15 protein-coding genes and 1 tRNA gene are annotated in these 20,900 nt (G+C 69.0%); 11 read left to right on the forward strand and 5 right to left on the reverse strand.

The annotated features are described in order from the left end of the window. Positions 1–33: 33 nt before the first annotated feature. From VNE60_04640 to VNE60_04650, 3 genes are all read right to left on the reverse strand, one after another. Positions 34–1,071, reverse strand: coding sequence for an inorganic phosphate transporter (locus tag VNE60_04640; GenBank protein HVB30797.1), 1,038 nt, complete (start codon positions 1,069–1,071; stop codon positions 34–36). A gap of 1 nt (position 1,072) precedes the next feature. Further along, on the reverse strand, positions 1,073–1,690 hold the full coding sequence (locus VNE60_04645) for a DUF47 family protein (protein HVB30798.1): 618 nt from the start codon (positions 1,688–1,690) through the stop codon (positions 1,073–1,075). A gap of 133 nt (positions 1,691–1,823) precedes the next feature. Continuing rightward, on the reverse strand, positions 1,824–2,582 hold the full coding sequence (locus tag VNE60_04650; protein ID HVB30799.1) for a rhomboid family intramembrane serine protease: 759 nt from the start codon (positions 2,580–2,582) through the stop codon (positions 1,824–1,826). A 198-nt stretch (positions 2,583–2,780) separates the two neighbouring features. Here VNE60_04650 and dnaK point away from each other — a divergent pair, with 198 nt between their 5' ends. The 10 genes from dnaK to VNE60_04700 all read left to right on the forward strand — a co-directional run bounded on the left by dnaK (position 2,781) and on the right by VNE60_04700 (position 14,942). After that, complete coding sequence (gene dnaK, locus VNE60_04655) at positions 2,781–4,703, forward strand: molecular chaperone DnaK (GenBank protein ID HVB30800.1); 1,923 nt, start codon at positions 2,781–2,783, stop codon at positions 4,701–4,703. Positions 4,704–4,899: 196 nt separating this feature from the next. Next, on the forward strand, positions 4,900–6,471 hold the full coding sequence (locus tag VNE60_04660; GenBank protein HVB30801.1) for a Do family serine endopeptidase: 1,572 nt from the start codon (positions 4,900–4,902) through the stop codon (positions 6,469–6,471). A 131-nt stretch (positions 6,472–6,602) separates the two neighbouring features. After that, positions 6,603–6,684, forward strand: a tRNA-Leu gene (locus VNE60_04665). A gap of 146 nt (positions 6,685–6,830) precedes the next feature. Further along, on the forward strand, positions 6,831–8,078 hold the full coding sequence (tig, locus tag VNE60_04670; protein HVB30802.1) for a trigger factor: 1,248 nt from the start codon (positions 6,831–6,833) through the stop codon (positions 8,076–8,078). After that, entirely contained in the window at positions 8,078–8,734 is a 657-nt protein-coding gene (clpP, locus tag VNE60_04675) for an ATP-dependent Clp endopeptidase proteolytic subunit ClpP (GenBank protein HVB30803.1), read from the forward strand. The genes tig and clpP overlap by 1 nt, the downstream gene beginning before the upstream one ends. A 145-nt stretch (positions 8,735–8,879) precedes the next feature. Further along, positions 8,880–10,127 carry an ATP-dependent Clp protease ATP-binding subunit ClpX gene (gene clpX, locus VNE60_04680; GenBank protein ID HVB30804.1) on the forward strand — a complete coding sequence of 416 codons (1,248 nt, stop codon included), beginning with the start codon at positions 8,880–8,882 and terminating at the stop codon, positions 10,125–10,127. Positions 10,128–10,287: 160 nt separating this feature from the next. Continuing rightward, entirely contained in the window at positions 10,288–12,693 is a 2,406-nt protein-coding gene (gene lon, locus VNE60_04685; protein HVB30805.1) for an endopeptidase La, read from the forward strand. Next, positions 12,690–13,361 carry a ribosome biogenesis GTP-binding protein YihA/YsxC gene (gene yihA, locus VNE60_04690; protein HVB30806.1) on the forward strand — a complete coding sequence of 224 codons (672 nt, stop codon included), beginning with the start codon at positions 12,690–12,692 and terminating at the stop codon, positions 13,359–13,361. Before lon ends, yihA begins: the two co-directional genes overlap by 4 nt. A 1-nt stretch (position 13,362) precedes the next feature. Continuing rightward, complete coding sequence (locus VNE60_04695; GenBank protein HVB30807.1) at positions 13,363–14,085, forward strand: hypothetical protein; 723 nt, start codon at positions 13,363–13,365, stop codon at positions 14,083–14,085. Then, positions 14,082–14,942: an acyltransferase gene (locus VNE60_04700; protein HVB30808.1), complete on the forward strand. Its 861-nt coding sequence runs from the start codon at positions 14,082–14,084 to the stop codon at positions 14,940–14,942. The genes VNE60_04695 and VNE60_04700 overlap by 4 nt, the downstream gene beginning before the upstream one ends. On the opposite strand, the gene VNE60_04705 is transcribed toward VNE60_04700, so the two are convergent. Together VNE60_04705 and VNE60_04710 are read right to left on the reverse strand one after the other, a co-directional pair. Next, positions 14,939–17,065, reverse strand: a complete 2,127-nt coding sequence (locus VNE60_04705; GenBank protein ID HVB30809.1) for an ATPase, T2SS/T4P/T4SS family — start codon at positions 17,063–17,065, stop codon at positions 14,939–14,941. The genes VNE60_04700 and VNE60_04705 overlap by 4 nt on opposite strands. Before the next feature lie 79 nt (positions 17,066–17,144). Next, positions 17,145–19,256, reverse strand: a complete 2,112-nt coding sequence (locus VNE60_04710) for a hypothetical protein (protein HVB30810.1) — start codon at positions 19,254–19,256, stop codon at positions 17,145–17,147. 130 nt (positions 19,257–19,386) lie between these two features. Here VNE60_04710 and trpE point away from each other — a divergent pair, with 130 nt between their 5' ends. Then, positions 19,387–20,886, forward strand: a complete 1,500-nt coding sequence (trpE, locus tag VNE60_04715) for an anthranilate synthase component I (GenBank protein ID HVB30811.1) — start codon at positions 19,387–19,389, stop codon at positions 20,884–20,886. Positions 20,887–20,900 lie beyond the last annotated feature (14 nt).

The following is a 20,900-nucleotide window of genomic DNA, read 5'->3' on the forward strand; positions in this document are numbered from 1 at the left end:
TGACCGTGTCGTAGCGGCGATGTCACGCCTGCGTCACGGCCCAAGTAGCGCCCGCAGAAGGATATAGCCCACCGCCGACAACCCGCCGGCGGCCGGGATGGTGAGCACCCAGGCCCACACGATCCGGCCCGCCACCCCCCACCGCACCGCCGAAAGGCGGTGGGTGGCCCCCACGCCGACGATCGAACCCGTGATCGCGTGCGTGGTGCTCACCGGGATCCCGAACCGCGTGGCGAAGAGGATCGAGATCGCGCCCCCGGTCTCGGCGCAGAAGCCGCCCACGGGCCGCAGTTTGGTGATGCGCGAGCCCATCGTGTGCACGATGCGCCACCCGCCGAACAGCGTGCCCAGAGAGATGGACGTGTACGCGCACACCTCCACCCAGAGGGGGATGGTCTTGGCATCGGTCACGTAGAGGTGGTGCAGCAGGCCGGTCTGGTGCGCGAACACCGGTTGGGTGGCCACCAGCAGCGCGACGATGATGCCCATGGTCTTCTGGGCGTCGTTGCCGCCGTGCGACAGCGAGAGCAGAGCCGAACTGGCGAGTTGCGACGGCCGGAAGAACCGGTCCACGCGGGCCGGCGCGCTGCGCCGGAAGATCCAGTACACGGCGACCATCAGGAAGTAGCCCGCCACCAGGCCCACGACCGGCGAGATGACGATGAAGGCGAGCGTCTGCTTCCACTTGGTGCCCCAGAGAATCGCCGTGATGCCGGCCTTGGCGATGGCGGCGCCGGCGTAGCCGCCGATGAGCGCGTGCGACGAGCTGGACGGGATGCCGAAGTACCAGGTGATGATGTTCCAGGCGAGGGCCCCGAGCAGCGCGCCGAGGATCACGTTCGGCGTGACGATGCTCATCTCCACCATCCCCGAGCCGATCGCCGTGGCCACCGCCGTCTTGACCACGAACAGCGCCGCGAAGTTGAAGGTGGCGGCCCAGACCACGGCGGCGAGGGGGCTCAGCACGCGGGTCCCGACGATCGTGGCGATGGAATTGGCCGAATCGTGAAACCCATTGCTGAAATCGAAGACGAGCGCGACGAGAATGATCCCGACGATGAACGCGGCCACGTCAGGCGTTCTTGAGGGAGATGCTCTGCAGCACCTGCGCCACACCCATGCAATAGTCGGTGGTGCGCTCGAGCGTGTCGTACATCTCCTTCCACCGGAGCACGTCCAGGACGTCGCCGCCGTTGGCGAACAGGCCGCCCACGGCTTCCTGATAGATCGCGTCGGCTTCCTCCTCCAGCCGCTTCACCTCGGCCACCTGGCGGGTGACCTCGGCGGGCTTCTTGATCCCCTCCACGGCCAGGTGCAGGTGATCGGCGGCGTCCACCAGCACGCGCGCCAGTGCCTTGGCCTGCGGGCGCACGGCCTTGATGTGGAGCATCTCGTAGCGGCGGGCGGCGCCGTCGATCAGGTCCACGACATCGTCCAGCCGCGACACCAGCATGTGGATGTCCTCGCGGTCGAACGGCGTGATGAAGCTCCGGTTGAGCCGGAGGTTCACCGCGGCCGTGATGTCGTCGGCCTGGTGCTCGATTTCCTTGAGCGCTCGCACGTGCGCCGCCGCGTGCTCCGCGTCGTCGAAGAGCTGGGCGAGCTTGCGGGCGGCGGCCACCAACTGTTTGGCCAACTGGTTGAAAGCCTGGAAGAACTGCTCGTCGTGCGGGATGAGCCGACCGAACATTGGGGGGCCAAGGAGGTTGGGGTGCCGGAACCTATCCGGCGGGCCCAAGGCGCGGGAAGAGGGTGAAAACGGACGGATTTGAAGGGGAATACCCGGCGTCGGGAGCCGGCGCGGCCCCTTTCAGGGTGCCGGGTCAGGCCACCGGCACCAGCCGGCGGCGCTGTTCCATGTAGTCGGGGCGGAGAAACACGCGGATGAGCAGCATGCCCGACAGGAACCCGCCCACGTGGGCCCACACCGCCACGCCGCCGGAGAGGTCGGGCACGCCGGCGGACAGCGAGGGGAGGGCCGTGAGGAGCTGCACGGCAAACCACCAGATGAGCACGATCCACGCCGGGATGCGGAACACTTTGAAGAAGATCACAAAAATGAACAGCATGTGGACGCGCACCCGGGGATACAGCACCAGGTAAGCGCCCATGACGCCGGAGATGGCGCCCGACGCGCCCACCGTGGGCACGGGCGACGCCGGGTCGGAGGCGATCTGGACGGCGGCGGCGATGAGCCCGCAGATCAGGTAGAACGCCAGGAAGCGGCCCGGCCCCATCGTGTCTTCCACCGCGCGCGCGAACACCCAGAAGAACACGGCGTTGCCCAGGATGTGCAGCCATCCGCCGTGCAGGAACATCGAGATCAGCGGCGTGAAGATGTTGATCCGATCGTTGTCGATCACGCACGCCAGGCCGTTGCCCATGGGCAGCGCCGACCCCAACGGGGCCAGGTGCGTGATCTCTCCCGGCACCATCCCCAGGTTGCACACGCTGCTGATCAGGCTGATGTCGCTCAGCCCGGCGCCCTGGACGAAGATCCACACCGCGAACATCGTGGCCAGCAGCGCCCAGGTCATGACCGGCGGCCGGAGGGAGACGTTCTCGTCGCTGAGCGGGATCATGCGTGGATTGGGGCGTGCATGGCGGTCCGGGGCTGCCTTGGCGTCAGGCCCAGGGCACTGGCGCCAGACTGTCAGACTTGAGAATGGCTGAGCGGGGGCGATTCTGCCAGACTGGCGCAGATATCCGGCCCCTGACTTGCGATAGATGCCGGCGTCAACGGCGTCGTGCATGCCGCGCATCCACTCACAGGGGAAGACATGGCGGACAAAGTCATCGGCATCGATCTGGGTACCACCAACTCGGTCGTGGCGGTCATGGAGGGGGGCGACCCCGTCGTGATTCCGAACGCGGAGGGTGGTCGGACGACGCCTTCGGTTGTCGGGTTCACCAAGGATGGGGAGCGCCTGGTCGGCCAGGTGGCCAAGCGGCAGGCGGTCACGAACCCGCAGAACACCGTGTTCTCGATCAAGCGGTTCATGGGGCGCAAGATGAGCGAGGTCAAGAACGAGACGTCGCGCGTGCCCTACAAGGTGCTGGCGGGCCCCAACGATGTGGCCACGGTCGAGGTGCAGGGCAAGCGGTTCACCGCGCCCGAGATCTCGGCGATGATCCTCCAGAAGATGAAGCAGACGGCGGAGGACTACCTGGGGCACTCGGTGACCAAGGCCGTGGTCACCGTGCCGGCGTACTTCAACGACGCGCAGCGGCAGGCCACCAAGGACGCGGGCAAGATCGCGGGGCTCGAGGTGCTGCGCATCATCAACGAGCCCACGGCGGCGGCGCTGGCATACGGACTCGACAAGAAGAAGGATGAGAAGGTGGCGGTGTTCGACCTGGGCGGCGGCACGTACGACATCTCGGTGCTCGAGCTGTACGACGTGGAGGGCTCGCGCCAGTTCGAGGTGAAGTCCACCAACGGCGACACGCACCTGGGCGGCGACGACTTCGACCAGCGCGTGATCGACTGGATCGTGGCCGAGTTCAAGAAGGATCAGGGCATCGACCTCTCCAAGGACCCGATGGCGCTCCAGCGGCTGAAGGAAGCCGCCGAGAAGGCGAAGATGGAGCTGTCGAGCACGATGTCCACCGACATCAACCTGCCGTTCATCACGGCCGACGCGAGCGGTCCCAAGCACCTGACCTACACGCTGTCGCGGGCCAAGTTCGAGCAGTTGGTGGACGATCTGATCCAGCGCACGCTGCCGCCCATGGAGCAGGCGCTCAAGGACGCGGGGCTCAAGCCCGAGGAGATCGACGAGGTGCTGCTCGTGGGCGGCTCCACGCGCATTCCCAAGATCCAGGAGATCGTCAAGAAGTTCTTCGGCAAGGAGCCCAACAAGGGCGTCAACCCCGATGAAGTGGTGGCGATCGGCGCCGCCGTTCAGGGCGCGGTGCTCACCGGCGAGCAGAAGGACGTGCTGCTGCTCGACGTGACGCCGCTGTCGCTGGGCATCGAGACGATGGGCGGCGTGACCACGGTGCTCATCCCGCGCAACACGACCATCCCGACCAAGAAGTCGGAGGTGTTCTCCACCGCCGACGACAATCAGACCACGGTGGAGATCCACGTGCTGCAGGGCGAGCGCGAGTTGGCCCGCGACAACCGGACCATCGGCAAGTTCCAGCTCACGGGCATCCCGCCCGCTCCGCGCGGCGTGCCGCAGGTGGAGGTCACGTTCGACATCGACGCCAACGGCATCCTGCACGTGGCGGCCAAGGACAAGGCCACGGGCAAGGAACAGAAGATCCGCATCGAGGCGTCGAGCGGGCTGTCGGAGAGCGAGATCGACCGCATGGTGAAGGACGCGGAAAAGAACGCCGCCTCCGACAAGGAGCGTCGCGAGGAGATCGACACGCGCAACCGGCTGGACAGCATGACGTACGAGGTGGAGAAGAACGCCAAGGAGTGGTCGGACAAGCTCCCGGCGGACCTCAAGGGCAAGCTGGACGCGGCCGTGGAGCGTTCGCGCAAGGCGCTGCGCGGCGACGACATGGGGGAGATCCGCGCGGCGCAGGAGGATCTGTCCAAAACGTTCGCCGAGGCGGGCCAGTCGTTCTACGCGCAGTCGCAGGCGGCGCCGGAAGGCGGCGCGCCGGACGGCGCGAGCGCGGCCGAGGGTGAGAAATCCGAGGACGCGGTCGAGGCCGACTACGAGATCGTGGACGACACCAAGAAGTAGTTAACGACCGTAGCGAACGAGAGCGGGCGCCGGAGAAAAACTTCCGGCGCCCGCTCTCGATTTCGCGATCCACTCGCGGAAACCGCGGGCGCAGGCTATGTGTCCAAACAGCGCACCGGCGGCAGGCGCCGGCGTGAACCAACGGCTCGGACCTGTGTATAACCCGACATCCTGACTCACACGTGGAATGACGAACATGTCTACAGGCTCTCGCATCAAGCTCGGCGCCGCCGTCACGGTGGCCTTCCTTTGCGGTCTCATCTTCGCGTCGGGGTTCAACCTGACGCGACTCAGTTGGGCCCAGGCCTCGCGGCCGCAATTCAGCACGGCGGCGCTGACACCGCCGCCGTCGGTGAAGATGGCGGACGCGTTCTCCGACGCCTTCGAGTGGGTGGCCACGAACGTCACGCCGGCGGTGGTATCCATCCAGGCCGAGACGCAGCCCAAGCCGCAGGCGCGGGGCCAGAACAACATGCCCCCGGGGCTGGATCAGTTCTTCCATCAGTTCCAGATGCCACCCAACAACCAGCCCGAGGAATCGAGCGGATCGGGGTTCATCGTCTCGCGCGACGGCTACATCCTCACCAACAATCACGTGGTGGCGGGCGCCGACAAGCTGACCGTGAAGCTGCTGGATAACCGCACGTTCAAGGCCACAGTGGTGGGCCGCGACCCGACCACCGACGTGGCGGTGATCAAGATCGACGCCGACAACCTGCCCACCGTATCACTGGGCGAGGATTCCGCGGCCAAGATCGGCCAGTGGGTGGTGGCGATCGGCAATCCGTTGGGACTCAACTTCACCGTGACCGCGGGCATCGTGAGCGCCAAGGGACGGCAGCTGGGCAACCTGCTCAAGTCGCAGTACTCGATCCAGGACTACATCCAGACGGATGCGGCCATCAATCCGGGCAACAGCGGCGGTCCGCTGGTGAACCTGCAGGGCCAGGTAATCGGCATCAACAGCGCGCTGGCCAGCGGCACCGGGTACTACGCCGGGTACGGATTTGCCATTCCCATTTCCCTGGCCCGCAAGGTGATGGACGACCTGATCCGGTACGGCAAGGTGCGCCGCGCGGTGCTCGGCGTGTCGATCACTGAAGTGGACGCGGCCACGGCAAAGGTGTCGGGGCTGGCGAGTATTCACGGCGCCCTGGTGGGCGGCTTCACCGACGACAACGGGCCGAGCCCGGCCGAGAAGGCGGGCATGGAAGCAGGTGACGTGATCACCGCCGTCAACGGCCAGCCCGTGAAGGACGTGGCGTCGCTGCAGCGCATGATCCGGAACTACGAGCCCGGCCAGACGGTGAACCTGGACGTCATGCGGTACGGCCAGCAGAAGACGTTTGCCGTGAAGCTCGGCACGCCGCCCAGCAGCGCGACGACGACCGTGGCCAGCAACGATCAGGGAAACAACTCCCGAGGCGGCGCGGCCAAGGCGGAGTCCCGTCTGGGGATCTCCGTGGCGCCCGTGCCCAGTGGGATGGTGCAACAGGACAGCATTCCTACGGAGTACCGCCAGGGGCTGCTGGTGACCAACGTGTCGCCCACCGGACCGGCGTATCCGGATCCGTCGTCCACGAGCACGGGGCTGGATCCCAACGGCGACATCATCGTGCGGAGCATGTATCCCAAGCGGATGGAGATCCACAGCCTGGACGATCTGACCAAGGCCGTGAACTCGGTGAAGAAGGGCGACTACCTGCAACTGCTGGTGTACAATGCGCGGGCACAGCAGACGCGGCCCGTGAACATTCAAATTCAGTAGGACGGTAGGACGGTAGGAGGGTAGGACGGTGGGATTTGGAAGGGGGCCGGCGTTGCGCCGGCCCCCTTCGTTATTCGGGGCGGCGGCTCGGTGTGGCGCCGTGCGCGATCATGCATAGTTTCATGGTCATCGCGAGAGTGGCGGAACTGGCAGACGCGCAGGACTTAGGATCCTGTGCCGCAAGGCTTGGGGGTTCGAGTCCCCCCTCTCGCATCGCCACGTACGGAGTTCAATCGCGGGGGTTCGACCCTAGGCCCCCCCTCCCCCCCGGGTTAGCTTTCAGGTGACTGGCGGCCGCTCGGCCACCCCCTTCCGGCGGTGGGGCTTTCAGGCCGCCGCCGGCGCCCAACTCAGACGACATGGACATCCAGATCACCACCAAGAAGAGCGCCGGCGTGGAGCGCCTGCTGGCGGTCAGCGTGCCCGCCGCCGCGATCAAGGCCGTGGAGACGACCACCGCCCGCCGCTACGCCTCCACGGTGCGCCTGCCCGGCTTCCGGCCCGGCAAGGCGCCGCCGGACCTCGTGAAGAAGCGGTTCAAGGACGCCATCCGCCAGGAAGTCATCGAGCGGGTGGTCCAGGAGGCATTCCAGCAGGTCATCGATGAGCAGAAGCTCAAGGTGGCGGCCCAGCCCCACGTGCACGACCTCAAGTTCGACGACGGCGAGGGGATGACGTTCGAGCTGCACCTCGAGGTGCGGCCCGAGATCGAGTTGGCGCGCGTGGAGGGGTTCAAGGTCCAGCGCCCGGCGGGCGAGGTGGCCGAGACCGGCGTGGACGAGCAGATCGAACAGCTTCGCGACCAGCGCGCGGCGTGGTCGCCGGTGCTGGAGCGTCCGCTTCCGGGCGACATGGTCACCGTCCTCCTGGCCACGGCCGAGGATGACGGCGAGATCCCGGAGGGGCGCGAGTACACGATCGTGCTGGGCGGCAACCAGGCCATCCCGGGCATCGAAGAGTTGATCATGGAGATGGCGCCGTCCGAGACGCTGGAGCGCGCGGTGCGCTGGCCGGAGGACTTCCCGGACGAGGCGCAGCGCGGCAAGACCAAGCCGGTGCGGGTGGCGCTGCAGGAAGTGAAGCGCAAGTCGGTGCCGCCGCTGGATGACGCGTTCGCCCGCGAGGTGGGCGACTTCGAGTCGCTGGAGGGGCTGCGGGCCACGGTGCGCAAGGATCTGGCCGAGCACGCGGTGCGCGAGGCCGACGCGGCGGTGCGGCAGCAGCTGGTGGAGCAGATCGCGGCGGCCAATCCGTTCGACGTGCCTCCGAGCTGGGTGAATCAGATGATCGACGCCTATCTCCAGGTGTACCAGGTAACGGAAGACGAGCGCGACCGGTTCGTGTCGGAGTTCCTGCCGGTGGCGGAGCGGCAGGTGCGCCGCGACCTGATCATCGACACGCTGGCCGAGCGGGAGCATCTGGCGGCCACGGAAGCGGATGTGGACGAGCGCGTGGCCGAGGTGGCGCAGAAGCGGGGCGCCGAGCCGGGCCAGGTGTACGCGTCGCTGCAGAAGGCGGGGCGACTGAAGGAAATCGAGCGCAGCCTCACCGAGGACAAGGTCTTCGGCTGGCTGCTGGAACGGAACACCGTGGAGCAGGCCAACTGATGAGCCACACACCCATGTCGACGATCTATCCTCCCTACGTCATCGAGCGGTCGAGCCGCGGCGAACGCAGCTACGACATCTTCTCGCGGTTGCTGATGGACCGCATCATCTTCCTCGGCACGCCGGTGAATGACGACGTGGCCAACATCATCATCGCGCAGATGCTGTTCCTGCAGGCGGACAATCCGGAGCGGGACATCCATCTGTACATCAACTCGCCGGGCGGCAGCGTATCGGCGGGGTTGGCGATCTACGACACGATGCAGTACCTGAAGGCGCCGGTGAACACGATCTGCATGGGGATGGCGGCGAGCATGGGCGCCTTCCTGCTGGCGGCGGGGCGCAAGGGCAAGCGGTTCGCGCTGCCGCATTCGCGGATCATGATCCACCAGCCGTCGCAGTCGGGCGGCGGGGGCACGGCATCGGACATCGAGATCCAGGCCCGGGAGATCCTGTACCTGCGGGCCAAGCTCAATGAGCTGATGGCCAAGCACACCGGCCAGCCCATCGAGCAGGTGGAGAAGGACACCGACCGGGACCGGTTCATGTCGGCCGACGAGGCCAAGGAATACGGGCTGGTGGACACGGTGATCACCAACGCGGCCGAGATTCCGGCGGCCGAGAACGCCATCGCCGCCCAGGCGGCCAAGAAGTAGACTGCGTCACCATTCTGGCCAGGGCTCGTGAAAACATTCACGAGCCTGGCTCGTCAGTTCCTTGACCGGTTGTGCGTCGGCTGTATATCCTCAGACAGTGCGCGACCGGTCCGGCGTATCCCTCGGGGTGAGTTGAGTGTCCAGCATGTCCCACGACAAACACCTGCGCTGTTCGTTCTGCGGAAAGTCCAAGGACTCGGTCCGGAAGTTCATTTCGGGCCCGTCCGTGTACATCTGCAATGAGTGCATCGCGCTCTGCAACGAGATCCTGGCGGAGGACGAGGAGCGGGAGGTCGCCGAGGCGATCACCCAGGTTCCCACGCCGCAGGAGATCAAGGACATCCTGGACCAGTACGTGATCGGCCAGGAGAAGGCCAAGAAGGCGTTGGCCGTGGCGGTGTACAACCACTACAAGCGCATCAATTCGGCGTCGCTGCGCGACGACGACGTGGAGCTGGACAAGTCGAACATCCTGCTCATCGGCCCCACGGGCGTGGGCAAGACGCTGCTGGCCCAGACGCTGGCCCGCATTCTCGACGTGCCATTCACGATCGCTGATGCGACCACGCTCACCGAAGCCGGCTACGTGGGCGAGGACGTGGAGAACATCCTCGTCCGGCTGTTGCAGGCGGGCGACTTCAACGTGGCCGAGTGCGAGCGCGGCATCGTCTACATCGACGAGATCGACAAGATCGCGCGCAAGTCCGAGAATCCCAGCATCACGCGCGACGTATCGGGCGAGGGCGTGCAGCAGGCGCTGCTCAAGATCCTGGAAGGCACGGTGGCGAGCGTTCCGCCGCAGGGCGGCCGCAAGCACCCGCAGCAGGAATACATCCAGATCAACACCAAGGACATCCTGTTCATCTGCGGCGGCGCGTTCGACGGCCTCGAGAAGATCATCGAGGCGCGCACGGGCAAGCGGCAGATCGGATTCTCGGGCGCCGAGATCGCGGCCGCGCCCGGCGTGGTGAGCAAGACCCCGTTTGCCGAGGTGGAGCCGGACGACCTGCTCCGCTACGGGCTGATCCCCGAACTGGTGGGGCGCCTGCCGGTGACCGTGGCGCTCAACTCGCTGGACGAGGAGTCGCTGGTGCGCATCCTCCAGGAGCCCAAGAACGCGCTCACCAAGCAGTACGCCAAGTTGTTCGAGCTCGAAGAGGTGAAGCTGACGTTCGAGGACAGCGCGTTGCGCGCGATCGCCACCAAGGCGCTCAAGCGCGGCACCGGCGCGCGCGGCCTGCGGGCAATCCTCGAGGAGATCCTCACCGACGTGATGTTCGACCTGCCCACGCGCGACGACGTGGAAGAGGTGAAGCTCACCGAGAGCTCGGTGCTGAACGGCACGCCGCCGTTGTTGGAGATCGCACCTCAGCGGAAGAAGAAAGAAGCGTAGGACGGTAGGACGGTAGGGGAGTAGGACGGACAGACGTAGGACGGAAACACGGCGGGCCGGCAGACTCGGCCCGCCGTTGCTTTTTTTCCGCCCTGCCCCCCTACCCCCCTACTGCCCTACCGTCCTACTGCCCACCCGGCCGGGATCGTTAAGTTACAGAATGCCCATCCTCACCCCCGACGGCGAGCGCGTGCCGCTGGCCGAGCGGCTGCCGGTGCTTCCGCTCCGCGACGTGGTGTTCTTCCCGTACGTGGTGATGCCGCTGCTAGTGGGGCGCCACGGCTCGCTGGCGGCCGTCGATGCCGCCCTGGCCGGCGACCAGCACCTGCTGGTGGTCACGCAGCGCGAGAGCGACGCCGACGAGCCCGCCGCGTCCGACCTGTACCGCGTGGGCGTGGTGGTGCGCATTCTCCAGCACACGCGGCTTCCGAACGGGGCCACCAAGCTGCTGCTCGAGGGTGTGGCCTGCGCGCGGGTGGCGCGCTACACGCCGTCGGCCGGCGTGCTGCGGGCCACGCTGGCCCACGCCGAGCCGGTGGTGGCCGCGGCGTCGTCCGACACGGCGGCGCTGGCCCGGCGGGCGGTGTCGCAGTTCGAGGAATACGTTTCGCTGCACCGCCGCATCCCCGACGAGGTGGTGGCGATCATCCAGAGCGCGCCGTCGCCGGCGCGGCAGGCGTTCGCCATCGCCGCCCATCTGGGCGTGCCGCTGGAGACGCGGCAGCAGTTCCTCGAAGCCGACACCGTGGACGCGCTGCTGCGGCTGCTCGACGCCGCGTTGGTGAACGAGATCGAGCTGCTCCGGCTCGAACACAAGATCGAGCAGGACGTGCGCGGCTCGCTGTTCCAGAACCAGCGCGAGTTCTACCTCCAGGAGCAGCTCAAGGCCATCCATCGTGAGTTGGGGCAGGACGACGACGACCTGGCCGAACTCGAAGCGCAGGTGGAGCGCAAGGGCCTGCCCGACGCGGTGAAGACGCGGGTGCTGCGCGAGGTGCGCAAGCTGCGCCGGATGTCGCCGATCGCGCCCGAGAGCACGGTGTCGCGCAATTTCGTGGATTGGATCCTGGCTCTGCCGTGGACGGCCCGCACCGACGACGTGCTGGACGTGGCGCACGCGCGACGCATCCTGGACGAGGACCACTACGGGCTGGAGCCGGTGAAGGACCGCATCCTGGACTACATCGGCGTGCTGTCGCTGGTGGGGACCATGGACGGACCGATCCTCTGCCTGGTGGGGCCGCCGGGCGTGGGCAAGACGTCGCTCGGCCGCTCGGTGGCGCGGGCGATGGGGCGCAAGTTCGTGCGCATGTCGCTGGGCGGCGTGCGCGACGAGGCCGAGATCCGCGGGCACCGCCGCACGTACATCGGGTCGATGCCGGGACGCGTGATCCAGGCGATGCGGCGCGCCGAGGTGGTGAACCCGGTGATCCTGCTCGACGAGGTGGACAAGCTGGGGCAGGACTACCGCGGCGATCCCGCGGCGGCGCTGCTCGAGGTCCTGGATCCCGAGCAGAACCGGGCATTCAACGACCACTATCTCGAGATCGACTACGACCTGTCGCAGGTGCTGTTCATCACCACAGCCAACTACCTGCCGCAGATTCCCGAGCCGTTGCGCGACCGGATGGAGATCATCCGGCTGTCGGGGTACCTGGACCAGGAGAAGCTGGCCATCGCGCGGCAGTTCCTGGTGCCCAAGCAACTCCGCGCCAACGGCGTGGCGCCCGAGACGGTGACGTGGGAGACGGACGCGTTGCCGGCGATCATCCAGGAGTACACGCGCGAAGCCGGGGTGCGCGAACTGGAGCGCAAGATCGCGCGCGTGGCGCGCAAGCTGGCGCGGCGGCGCGCCGAGCGCGCGAGCGGTGCCCCCGCGCCGGCCGCGCCCGCCGCGCCCGACGTGGTGCGCACCGCCGAGCTCAAGGACCTGCTGGGCGTGGCGCCGTACGATCCCACGGCGATCACGCTCGAGCACAAGGTGGGCGTGGCCACCGGCCTCGCCTATTCGGCCATGGGCGGCGACGTGCTGGAGATCGAGGTGAGCGCGGTGCCGGGCCGCGGGCGGCTGCAGCTGACCGGCACGCTGGGCGACGTGATGAAGGAATCGGCCAGCGCGGCATTGAGCTACACGCGGTCGCGGTCGGCGGCGCTGGGCATCGATCGCGAACTGACGCGGTCCCGGGACCTGCACATCCACATCCCCGACGGCGCCACGCCCAAGGACGGCCCGTCGGCCGGGATCGCGATCGCCACCGCGATCGCGAGCGCGCTCACCGGCGTGCCGGTGCGCGGCGACGTGGCGATGACGGGCGAGGTGACGCTGCGGGGGCGCGTGCTGCCGATCGGTGGGCTGCGCGAGAAGGCGGTGGCGGCGCATCGCAACCACATCGTCCACGTGATCATCCCGCACCAGAACCTGCGCGACGTGGAGGAGCTGCCGGCCGAGGTGCGCGAGGCGGTGCGGTTCCATCCGGTGAAGACGATGGACGAGGTGCTGGCCATCGCGCTGGTGCACGGCTCGTTTGCCGGCGACGCGCCGTCAGCGGCGGCGCTCACCCAATGAACGCGCCGGCCACCCGGCACGCCGATCCGCTCGTCATCCGCTCGATGGAGTTCACGGGGCCGATGGTCACGGCCGACGGCTGGCGTCCGCCGGCGTCGCTGCCCGAGGTGGCGTTCGCGGGCCGCTCCAACGTGGGCAAGTCGTCGCTGCTCAACACGCTCGTGCGACGCAAGAAGATGGCGCGCGTGAGCCATACACCGGGCCGCACGCGCCAGATCAACTTCTTCAAGATCAACGACCAGTTCACGCTCGCCGACCTGCCGGGCTACGGCTACGCGCGCGTGGCCAAGTCGCGGCGCGCCGAGTGGAAGCCGCTGATCGAAGGGTACCTGGCGGGGAGCCGCGAACTGCGCGGCGTGGTGCTTCTGCTCGACGCCCGTCACGAACCCACCGAAGACGATCTGGACATGCTCGAATTCCTGGCCGAGCTGGGCGCGCCGACGATTCTCGTGGCCACGAAGATCGACAAGCTCAAGCGCGCAGCCCGCGCCGAGCGTCTGACGGCGCTGGCGCGGCAGACGGGAATGTCGGAAGATCAGGTGATCCCGTTCAGCTCGGAGACCGGCGAGGGCCGGAACGACCTGGCCCAGGCGCTCGTCGATCTGGTGAGCGGCGCGTCGTGGCGGGACGAGGTATCGGAGGCACCACCGGACGAAGGGGGAGTCTGACATGGGGCGGCTGCGAATGCCGGGACGGTTCGTGCTCGGTGCGTGGGGAGCGCTGGCGGCGGCGGGTTGCGCCACCGGGACGTCCGGTTCGGCGCCGCAGGCGGGAGCACCCAATCGGTCGATGTCGGCCACGTCGGCCGCCGACACCGCCGCCGGCGGCCTGATCCCGGCGGGGTACGGGTCGCTCCGCCAGGACGACATCTCGATCAAGCTCACCCTGGACGGCGTGCTGGTGCAGCTGTTGCCGATGAACGAGTCGGTGATTCGCACGCTGTCGCCCGACGCGTACCGGGCGCTGCACGACCTGCTGGCCAGCCAGCGCCGGTCGATCGCGGCGTACGCGCAGCAGTACGGGCTGCGCGAGGACAACGTGTGGTACGTGTCGTTCTACGGCATGGCGCCCGACGCCGCGTTCACGCCGCTCGACCTGACCATTCGCGCGCCGGGGCGTGACTTCACGCCGTTGCGCGTGCTGCCGATCACGCCGGGGTTCGGCCAGAACCGGTTGCAGGTGCGCGATGTGCAGCGCGCCTTCTATCTGTTCGACGACGGGCTGCAGTTGAACCAGCCGCTCACGGTCACGATGGGCGCGGTGACGGACAACAGTTGGCAGAACATCGAGCGGACGATCGAAGCCGAGCAGGCGCACGTGCGGGCGCGGGCCATGCAGCGCGACCGCGACCACGGCGGTTCGGGATCGCCGCGCGAGGATCCGGAACCGTGACCTATCTCCCGCTGCGCGGGTTGCCGGAGCGCGCCATCTCGACGGTGGCCGCGGAATGGCTCGAAGGACTGCACGCGACGCTCGCCGACGCGGCCGCCGACCGCGCGCTCCTGTGCCGGCGCACGCTCACCGAGCTCTGCTATCCGGAATACGCCGCCAACTGGGAAACGGCGGTGGAGGATGCCAAGCTGCCGCACGCCACGCGCCTCGCGCTCTCGGCCATGGACCCCCGCAACGTCACGCTGGAGCCCGAGTACTACTCCGACTGCGACGACGCCCGGTTCCAGCGGGTAAAGCCCCTGCTCTGGCTCTGGTATTCGTTCGATCGCACCGCGATCGGCGGGCAGAACGTGTGGCTGGGGGTGCTGCTCCGGCGGCTGCTGGCGCAGCACATCTTCCGCAAGTGCGGCGAGAACTTCAAGGCCTTCCAGCACGTCGAGTTCTCGTTCGGCTACAACATGGAAGTGGGCGACGACGTGGTGGTGCACCGCCACGTGCTGCTCGACGACCGGGGCGGCATCCAGCTGGGCAACAACGTGTCGATCAGCGACTACGCCAACGTGTACAGCCACACGCACAGCATCGTGGATCCGCGCGAGGTGACCAACTCGGCCACGGTGATCGGCGACGGCGTGCGGATCACGTACCACGCGACGATCCTGGCCGGCGTGCACGTGGCCGAGCAGGGGATGGTGGGCGCGATGGCGATGGCGACCAAGGATGTGCGGCCGTATCACGTGTACGTGGGCATCCCGGCCAAGAGCGTGCGGGTGAAGCCCAACGCGCCCTCGCCCGACGTGGTGTCGCGGACCGCGGCGCGGCCGGCGGAGCCCCGCAAGCCGGACGGCGGCGGCTAGCGGATGCGCAGCACGTCGTCCACGCGGGCGACGTTGTCGGGGCCGAGCAGCTGCGCGATGTCGCCGATGGTGCGGCGCGACCGCGGCCAGGTGCACCGCTGCGCCGCATGCTCCACGGACAGCCACTCGAAGCGGGCGTGCTCGTGGCTCAGCGCCACGGCGCCCGGGGCATCGACGAACGCGGCGAACACCACCGAGAGCTGGATGGTCGACCGCCGCGGCAGGTAGAACGGCTGCACGGCCACGCTGTACAGCCGGTCGGCGGCGAGTCCGGTCTCCTCGCGCAGTTCGCGCGCGGCCGCGGCTTCGGGCCGTTCGCCGGCGTCGATGCTTCCGGTGACCACCTCCCACGAGCCCGGACGGATGACGTCCGCGGCGCGCTGCAGCACGAGCACCCGCCACCCGTCGGGATCGGGATGCACGACGTAGACCTCCACGGTGCCGACGTCGACGCTGATCGGGGATTCGAACACGGGGCTCCTCTGGACGGGTGCGGATCGCGCCACCGGACGCGACGCCCTGAAGTTACCCGCGGCGGGGGGCGCGGCAACGCGTCGCAGTTCCTCGAGCGTGGTGCGGCCGGCCCGCACGTGCGCCAGCCCCGACTCCCACAGACTGCGCATGCCGCCGTCCCGCGCCGCCTCCCCCAGCCGTTCCGCGGAATCGCCGGCCGCCACGCGCCGTTCGAACTCGGCGCCGACGATGAGCACCTCGACGATGGCCAGCCGGCCGTGGAATCCGTCGCCGCCGCACTGCGCACACACCGTCCGCTCGGCCACGGCGGCCTGCGGGCGGCGCTCGACCTCGCCCGCGGGGCGGCCGCCGTCGGACGCGCACGCGCACAGCCGGCGCACGAGCCGCTGCGCCACCAGTCCCTTGACCGCGGTGGCGATCTTGTACGGCGCGACGCCGAAATCGGCCAACCGCGTGACGGCGCTGGCGGCGTCGTTGGTGTGCAGCGTGGACAGCACGAGGTGCCCGGTGAGCGAGGCCTGGATGGCGATCTCCGCCGTCTCGCGGTCGCGGATCTCGCCCACGAGCAGGACGTCCGGATCCTGCCGCATGATGGACCGCAGCGCCGACGCGAAGGTGAGCCCGGCGCGCTCGTGCACCTGCACCTGGACGATGCCCTGGATGCGGTACTCGATGGGATCCTCGACCGTCACGATGTTCACGTTGCGTTGCTGCAGGCGCTGGAGCGCCGCGTAGAGCGTGGTGGTCTTGCCGGAGCCCGTGGGCCCGGTAACGAGGATGAGCCCCTCGCGGCACTGCAGGAGGGTCTCGATGCGCTCGTGCTCCTCGGGGTGGAAGCCCATGGCGTCGAGGGAGCGCAGCGCCGAGCGGCGGTCGAGCACGCGGATGACCACCTTCTCGCCCCGCGATGCCGGGAGCGTGGACACGCGGAGGTCCACGGCGGTGCCGTTCACGGCCACGCGGGCCCGGCCGTCCTGCGGGCGCAGGCGGTCGGCGATATCGAGGCCCGAGACGATCTTGATGCGCGACACGAGCGATCGGGCCACGCCGCGGGGCAGCGTACGCACATGGCGCAGCACGCCGTCCACGCGGTGGCGCACGGCGATGCCCTGCTCTTCGGGTTCGATGTGGATGTCGCTCACGTGGGCGGCCACGCCGTCGGCCAGGATCTCGTCCACGAGGCGCGTGACGCTGGCGCCGTCGTCCTCGCCAAGCACCGGCGGCGCCACCTCCTGCTCGGCGCTCAGCATCTGGACGTCGCGGGGCGGCTCGGGGCGGGGATTGGCCCCCGATCCGTCGCTGTACGCGGCGCTGATGGCCTCGGCGAGCGCCGAGGGCGCGGCGACGGCAAAGCGCACGGCGCGTCCGGTGGCGAAGGCCAGCGTGCGCTCGCATTCGAGGTCGAGCGGATCGGCGGTGGCGAGGACGATCTGGTCGTCGGTGGCGTGGAGGGGCAGCACGCGAAACTGGCGGGCCCAGCGCTCCGCGAGCAGCGCCCGCGCCCTGGGGTCGGCGGCGTCGAGGTCGGCCACGTCGAGGCGGAGACGGGCGGCGAGCAGGCGCACGAACGCCGGCTCGTTGTCGGGAAGCGTAGGCGCCGCCACCGCGAGCACGCGGCGGGGCCAGTCGTCGTATCGCGCGGTGGCCATGCCCCACACTACGGACGCGGGGCGCGTGGCCGCACCCATTCTCACGCACGACGCACGATTTTCTCCGTCGGCGACCGGCTCAGAGAATGCCCCAGAAGGCGCGGGTCACGTCGACGGAGAAGGTCCAGCGCCCGTCCTCGCGGAGTCCCTTGGCCACGTCCAGACGCACGAGATCGAAGAACCCGATGAGCCCCACGCCGGCCGATGGATAGAAGCGCGACGTGCGCGCGACGCCCGCCGCGACGGACGACGCGGCGAGCGGATCGAGCCCCACCAGGTTGACGAAGGGCGCGAGGGTGGCCTGCGCCGGCGAGCGTCCGAATGTGCCGAGGGAGAACGCGTAGAACGGGACCGGCATGCGGAGCTCGAACCGCTGCGACGCGCCGCGCGTGCCCACGAGTTCGTGCAGGCCGTAGCCGGGCGCCGTGACCGGACCGCCAAAATAGATGAGCTGCTGGGCCGGGATGTCGCCGCCGCTGGCGCCCGAGGCGCCGGCATCGGTGTGGCTCACGAACTGGAGGCGGCCGATGGACCGTTGGACGTCGGCCACGCCGGAGAGCCGCCATGCATCGTCGGGCGCCAACACGCACGGCGCTCCGGCGGCCGGGCAGACGGGATGGCCGTGCGCATGATTCCAGTCGGCCTGTCCCGCGGCGCGCACGTCGAAGCCCCAGACGTCGAGCGGCCCGTCGCGCTCGATGCGCAACGCGGTGTGCAGGGGCGAATAGGCGGTGGCGGCGATGGTGGGCGCGTACCGGCCGGTGGCGGGTTGCGCGTAGACGTGCGCGGCCCGCTGGCGTTCGGCGGCCACCGACAGCGTCCATCGCAGTCCGGCCATCGGCGCCTCCACCGAGGCGCCGGCGGCGAGGACGTCGTACGGCTCGGTGGCGTCGCCGCCGAACTCCTGGGCGGCGAGGCTGTTGGCGATGCCCGACCGCTCGGGCTCGAGGCGCGCGTCGGCCAGCACGCGCCGGGCGAACAGGTGCACCGACGCGCCGCGCGCGGCCTGCCATCCCAACGAGAGTTCGCCGCGCAGGCGGCGCTCGTCGATGCCGAAGTTGGGCCGCACCGCCAGCGTGAGGCCGGGGCCCACGCGTTGCTCGATGCCGGCGCCCAGCGTGAGGCCCTGCACGCGGTTCACGCGCACCATGTCGCTCACGCCGCGGGCGCTCACGCGCGTGGCCTCGGCGCGCTCGAGGGCCTGCCGGCGCACGAGGGCGCGGGCTTCAGCCTGCACGCGGCGCACGTCGGCGTCGGTGGTGACGGTGACGTCCGGGGGCAGCGAGTCGAGGATGTTGCCCTTGAACGGGTACGCCTTGAGCACCTGCGGCGGCTCCTGGACGAATTCGGGGCCGGCGAAGCTGGCCACGGGGAGGTTCACGTTGAGCTTGTAGTCCGACACCTCCCACCGGCCGCGGATGATCCCGCGCACCGGATAATCGAACCAGGTGCCCGTGCGGCGGATCTCGATCTCCTGGTGCCGGGGCAGCCAGAACCGGGTGCCGATGAGGCCGTTCTCGAGCACGATCGAGATGTCCTCGAGCTGGGGATCGAGCATCGCGGCGCGGGTGAAGCTGAGCGCCATGCGCACCACCTGCCCGGTGGTACGGTCCAGATAGACGGCACCCACGACGCGCGGCTGCGTGTCGTCCTTGGGGCGCACCTTCACCTCGTAGACGTCGAACGTCTGGCCCGGAATGGACAGGCGCAGCGAATCGGCGATGGCGAAGTCGTAGAGCTGGAGCCCGATTGGCGAGAGCGGGTGCGGGCAATCGCGCACCTCGTCCCCTTCGCCCAGGCGGATGATGTCGGGGAAGTTGTTCTGGATGATCCCCAGGTGATCGCGGTGGTAGTTGATGTCGGTGGGGAGCAGCGTGGTGTCGCGGCGGCCGATGATGCGCTGCTTGCTCAGATCGGGCGACCGCCAATAGACTTGGAGCGCGAGTTGGTCGGTGCGCACGATCTTGGGCGGCGTGGGATAGCCCTGGCCCAGCTGTACCAGAAATGTGAGGTAGCCCTTGGCCACGGCCTGGTACTCCACGAGGCCGGTATCGGAGAGCTGGGCCTCGCGGCGCTCGGTGGCTCGCTGGACGAGCGAGAGGACGCGGGGCGAGTTCCACTGTTGGGCCGCCGAGGGCACCGCGATCAACAGCAACAACACGGCCGGGGCGAGACGGCGCAGGGCCGGCACGGCGCGGGACCGGAACGGCGCGGGGCCGGAACCGCGAGGGGCCGGAACCGTGTGGGGATGGGAAGGGTTGGAACTGCGGATCATTGACTGAAGTATCGCGAGCGATATACGAGCGGGCAACGGACCATCCATGAGCTTTGAAGCATTTTTGTCGCGCGCCGCACGTGGGCATCTGGTACCCGTGTGGCGCGAATGCGTGCTCGACACCGAGACGCCGGTGGCGGCGTTCACCAAACTCAAGCGGGGGCCGTTCTCGTTCCTGCTCGAGTCGGCGCCGGCGGGGAGCGAGACCTGGTCGCGCTACACGTTCATGGGCACCGAGCCGCGCGGCGCCTGGCGGCTCACCGACCGCGTGGTGGAGGACTGGACCCCGGAGGCCGGCTGGCACGGCGCGCGCACGCCGGCCGATCCGCTCGACGACCTCGACCAGCTGGTGAAGCGGTTCCCGCCCGTGGACGTGCCCGAGTTGGGCGAGTTCTGGGCGGGCGCGGTGGGGTACTTTGGCTACGACGTGGTGCGCGCCATCGAGCACCTGCCCCACGCGCCGCCGCGGGTGCTCAACGTGCCCGATGCGCTGTTCGTGTTCACCCGGGTGCTGGTGGTGGTGGACAACCTGCGCTCGCGGGCGCGGTTCGTGGCGTCGGTGCCCGTGCCCGCCGACGCCGCCGACGCCGACCTGCGCGCCCTGTACGACCGGGCGGAGGCGGACATCACGGCGGCCATGGCGCGGCTGCGCGCGCCGGGCACGTTGCCGCCACTGGAGCTGGCCGAATCGGCGCCGCCCGCCGTGGGCACGTCGCGCTACGAGCGCGGCAAGTACCTGCGCGACGTGGACCGGATCAAGGAGTACATCGTGGCCGGCGACGCGTTCCAGGTGTTGCTGGCCCGGCGGATCACGCTGCCGCACGACTTCTCGTCCGACCTGCTCTACCGCGCGCTGCGCGTGGTGAACCCGTCGCCGTACATGTACCATCTGGAGCTGGACGGCGTGGAGCTGGTGGGGAGTTCGCCCGAGCTGCTGGTGCGCGTGGCGGCGGGGCGGGTGACGGTGCGTCCCATCGCCGGCACGCGGCCGCGCGGGCGCACGGCGGCGGAGGACGACATGCTGTCGGCCGAGCTGCTGGCCGACGAGAAGGAGCGCGCCGAACACCTGATGCTCGTGGATCTGGGGCGCAACGACGTGGGGCGCATCGCGCGCTACGGGAGCGTGCAGGTGACCGATCTCATGGTGGTGGAGCGTTATTCCCACGTGCTGCACATCGTGAGCCAGGTGGAGGGCGCGATGCGCCCCGAGCTGTCGGCCATGGACGCCTTCCGCGCCACCTTTCCCGCGGGGACGATGACGGGCGCGCCCAAGGTGCGCGCCATGGAGATCATCGACGAACTGGAGCCCGAGCGGCGCGGCCCGTACGCCGGCGCCGTGGGTTACATCTCGGCCGGCGGCACGCGCATGGACCTGGCCATCACCATCCGCACCTGCGTGATCGCGGACGGGGTGGCGTCGGTGCAGGCCGGGGGCGGCATCGTGTACGACTCGGTGCCGGAGCGCGAGTGGGACGAGACCGAGAACAAGGCGCGGGCCATGCTCACCGCCATCGGGCGCGTGCGCGCTTCCATGCGGGACAGCTAGTCGCCCGCCCCCGC

It is taken from the genome of Gemmatimonadaceae bacterium (genome assembly GCA_035533755.1).
Taxonomy (GTDB): Bacteria; Gemmatimonadota; Gemmatimonadetes; order Gemmatimonadales; family Gemmatimonadaceae; genus JAGWRI01.

Excerpts from the sequence above, each read along its gene's own strand:
- VNE60_04645 (HVB30798.1), bottom strand. The coding sequence starts at position 1,690 with ATGTTCGGTCGGCTCATCCCGCACGACGAGCAGTTCTTCCAGGCTTTC.
- VNE60_04650 (HVB30799.1), bottom strand. The coding sequence starts at position 2,582 with ATGATCCCGCTCAGCGACGAGAACGTCTCCCTCCGGCCGCCGGTCATG.
- dnaK (HVB30800.1), top strand. The coding sequence starts at position 2,781 with ATGGCGGACAAAGTCATCGGCATCGATCTGGGTACCACCAACTCGGTC.
- VNE60_04660 (HVB30801.1), top strand. The coding sequence starts at position 4,900 with ATGTCTACAGGCTCTCGCATCAAGCTCGGCGCCGCCGTCACGGTGGCC.
- tig (HVB30802.1), top strand. The coding sequence starts at position 6,831 with ATGGACATCCAGATCACCACCAAGAAGAGCGCCGGCGTGGAGCGCCTG.
- clpP (HVB30803.1), top strand. The coding sequence starts at position 8,078 with ATGAGCCACACACCCATGTCGACGATCTATCCTCCCTACGTCATCGAG.
- clpX (HVB30804.1), top strand. The coding sequence starts at position 8,880 with ATGTCCCACGACAAACACCTGCGCTGTTCGTTCTGCGGAAAGTCCAAG.
- lon (HVB30805.1), top strand. The coding sequence starts at position 10,288 with ATGCCCATCCTCACCCCCGACGGCGAGCGCGTGCCGCTGGCCGAGCGG.
- yihA (HVB30806.1), top strand. The coding sequence starts at position 12,690 with ATGAACGCGCCGGCCACCCGGCACGCCGATCCGCTCGTCATCCGCTCG.
- VNE60_04695 (HVB30807.1), top strand. The coding sequence starts at position 13,363 with ATGGGGCGGCTGCGAATGCCGGGACGGTTCGTGCTCGGTGCGTGGGGA.
- VNE60_04705 (HVB30809.1), bottom strand. The coding sequence starts at position 17,065 with ATGGCCACCGCGCGATACGACGACTGGCCCCGCCGCGTGCTCGCGGTG.
- trpE (HVB30811.1), top strand. The coding sequence starts at position 19,387 with ATGAGCTTTGAAGCATTTTTGTCGCGCGCCGCACGTGGGCATCTGGTA.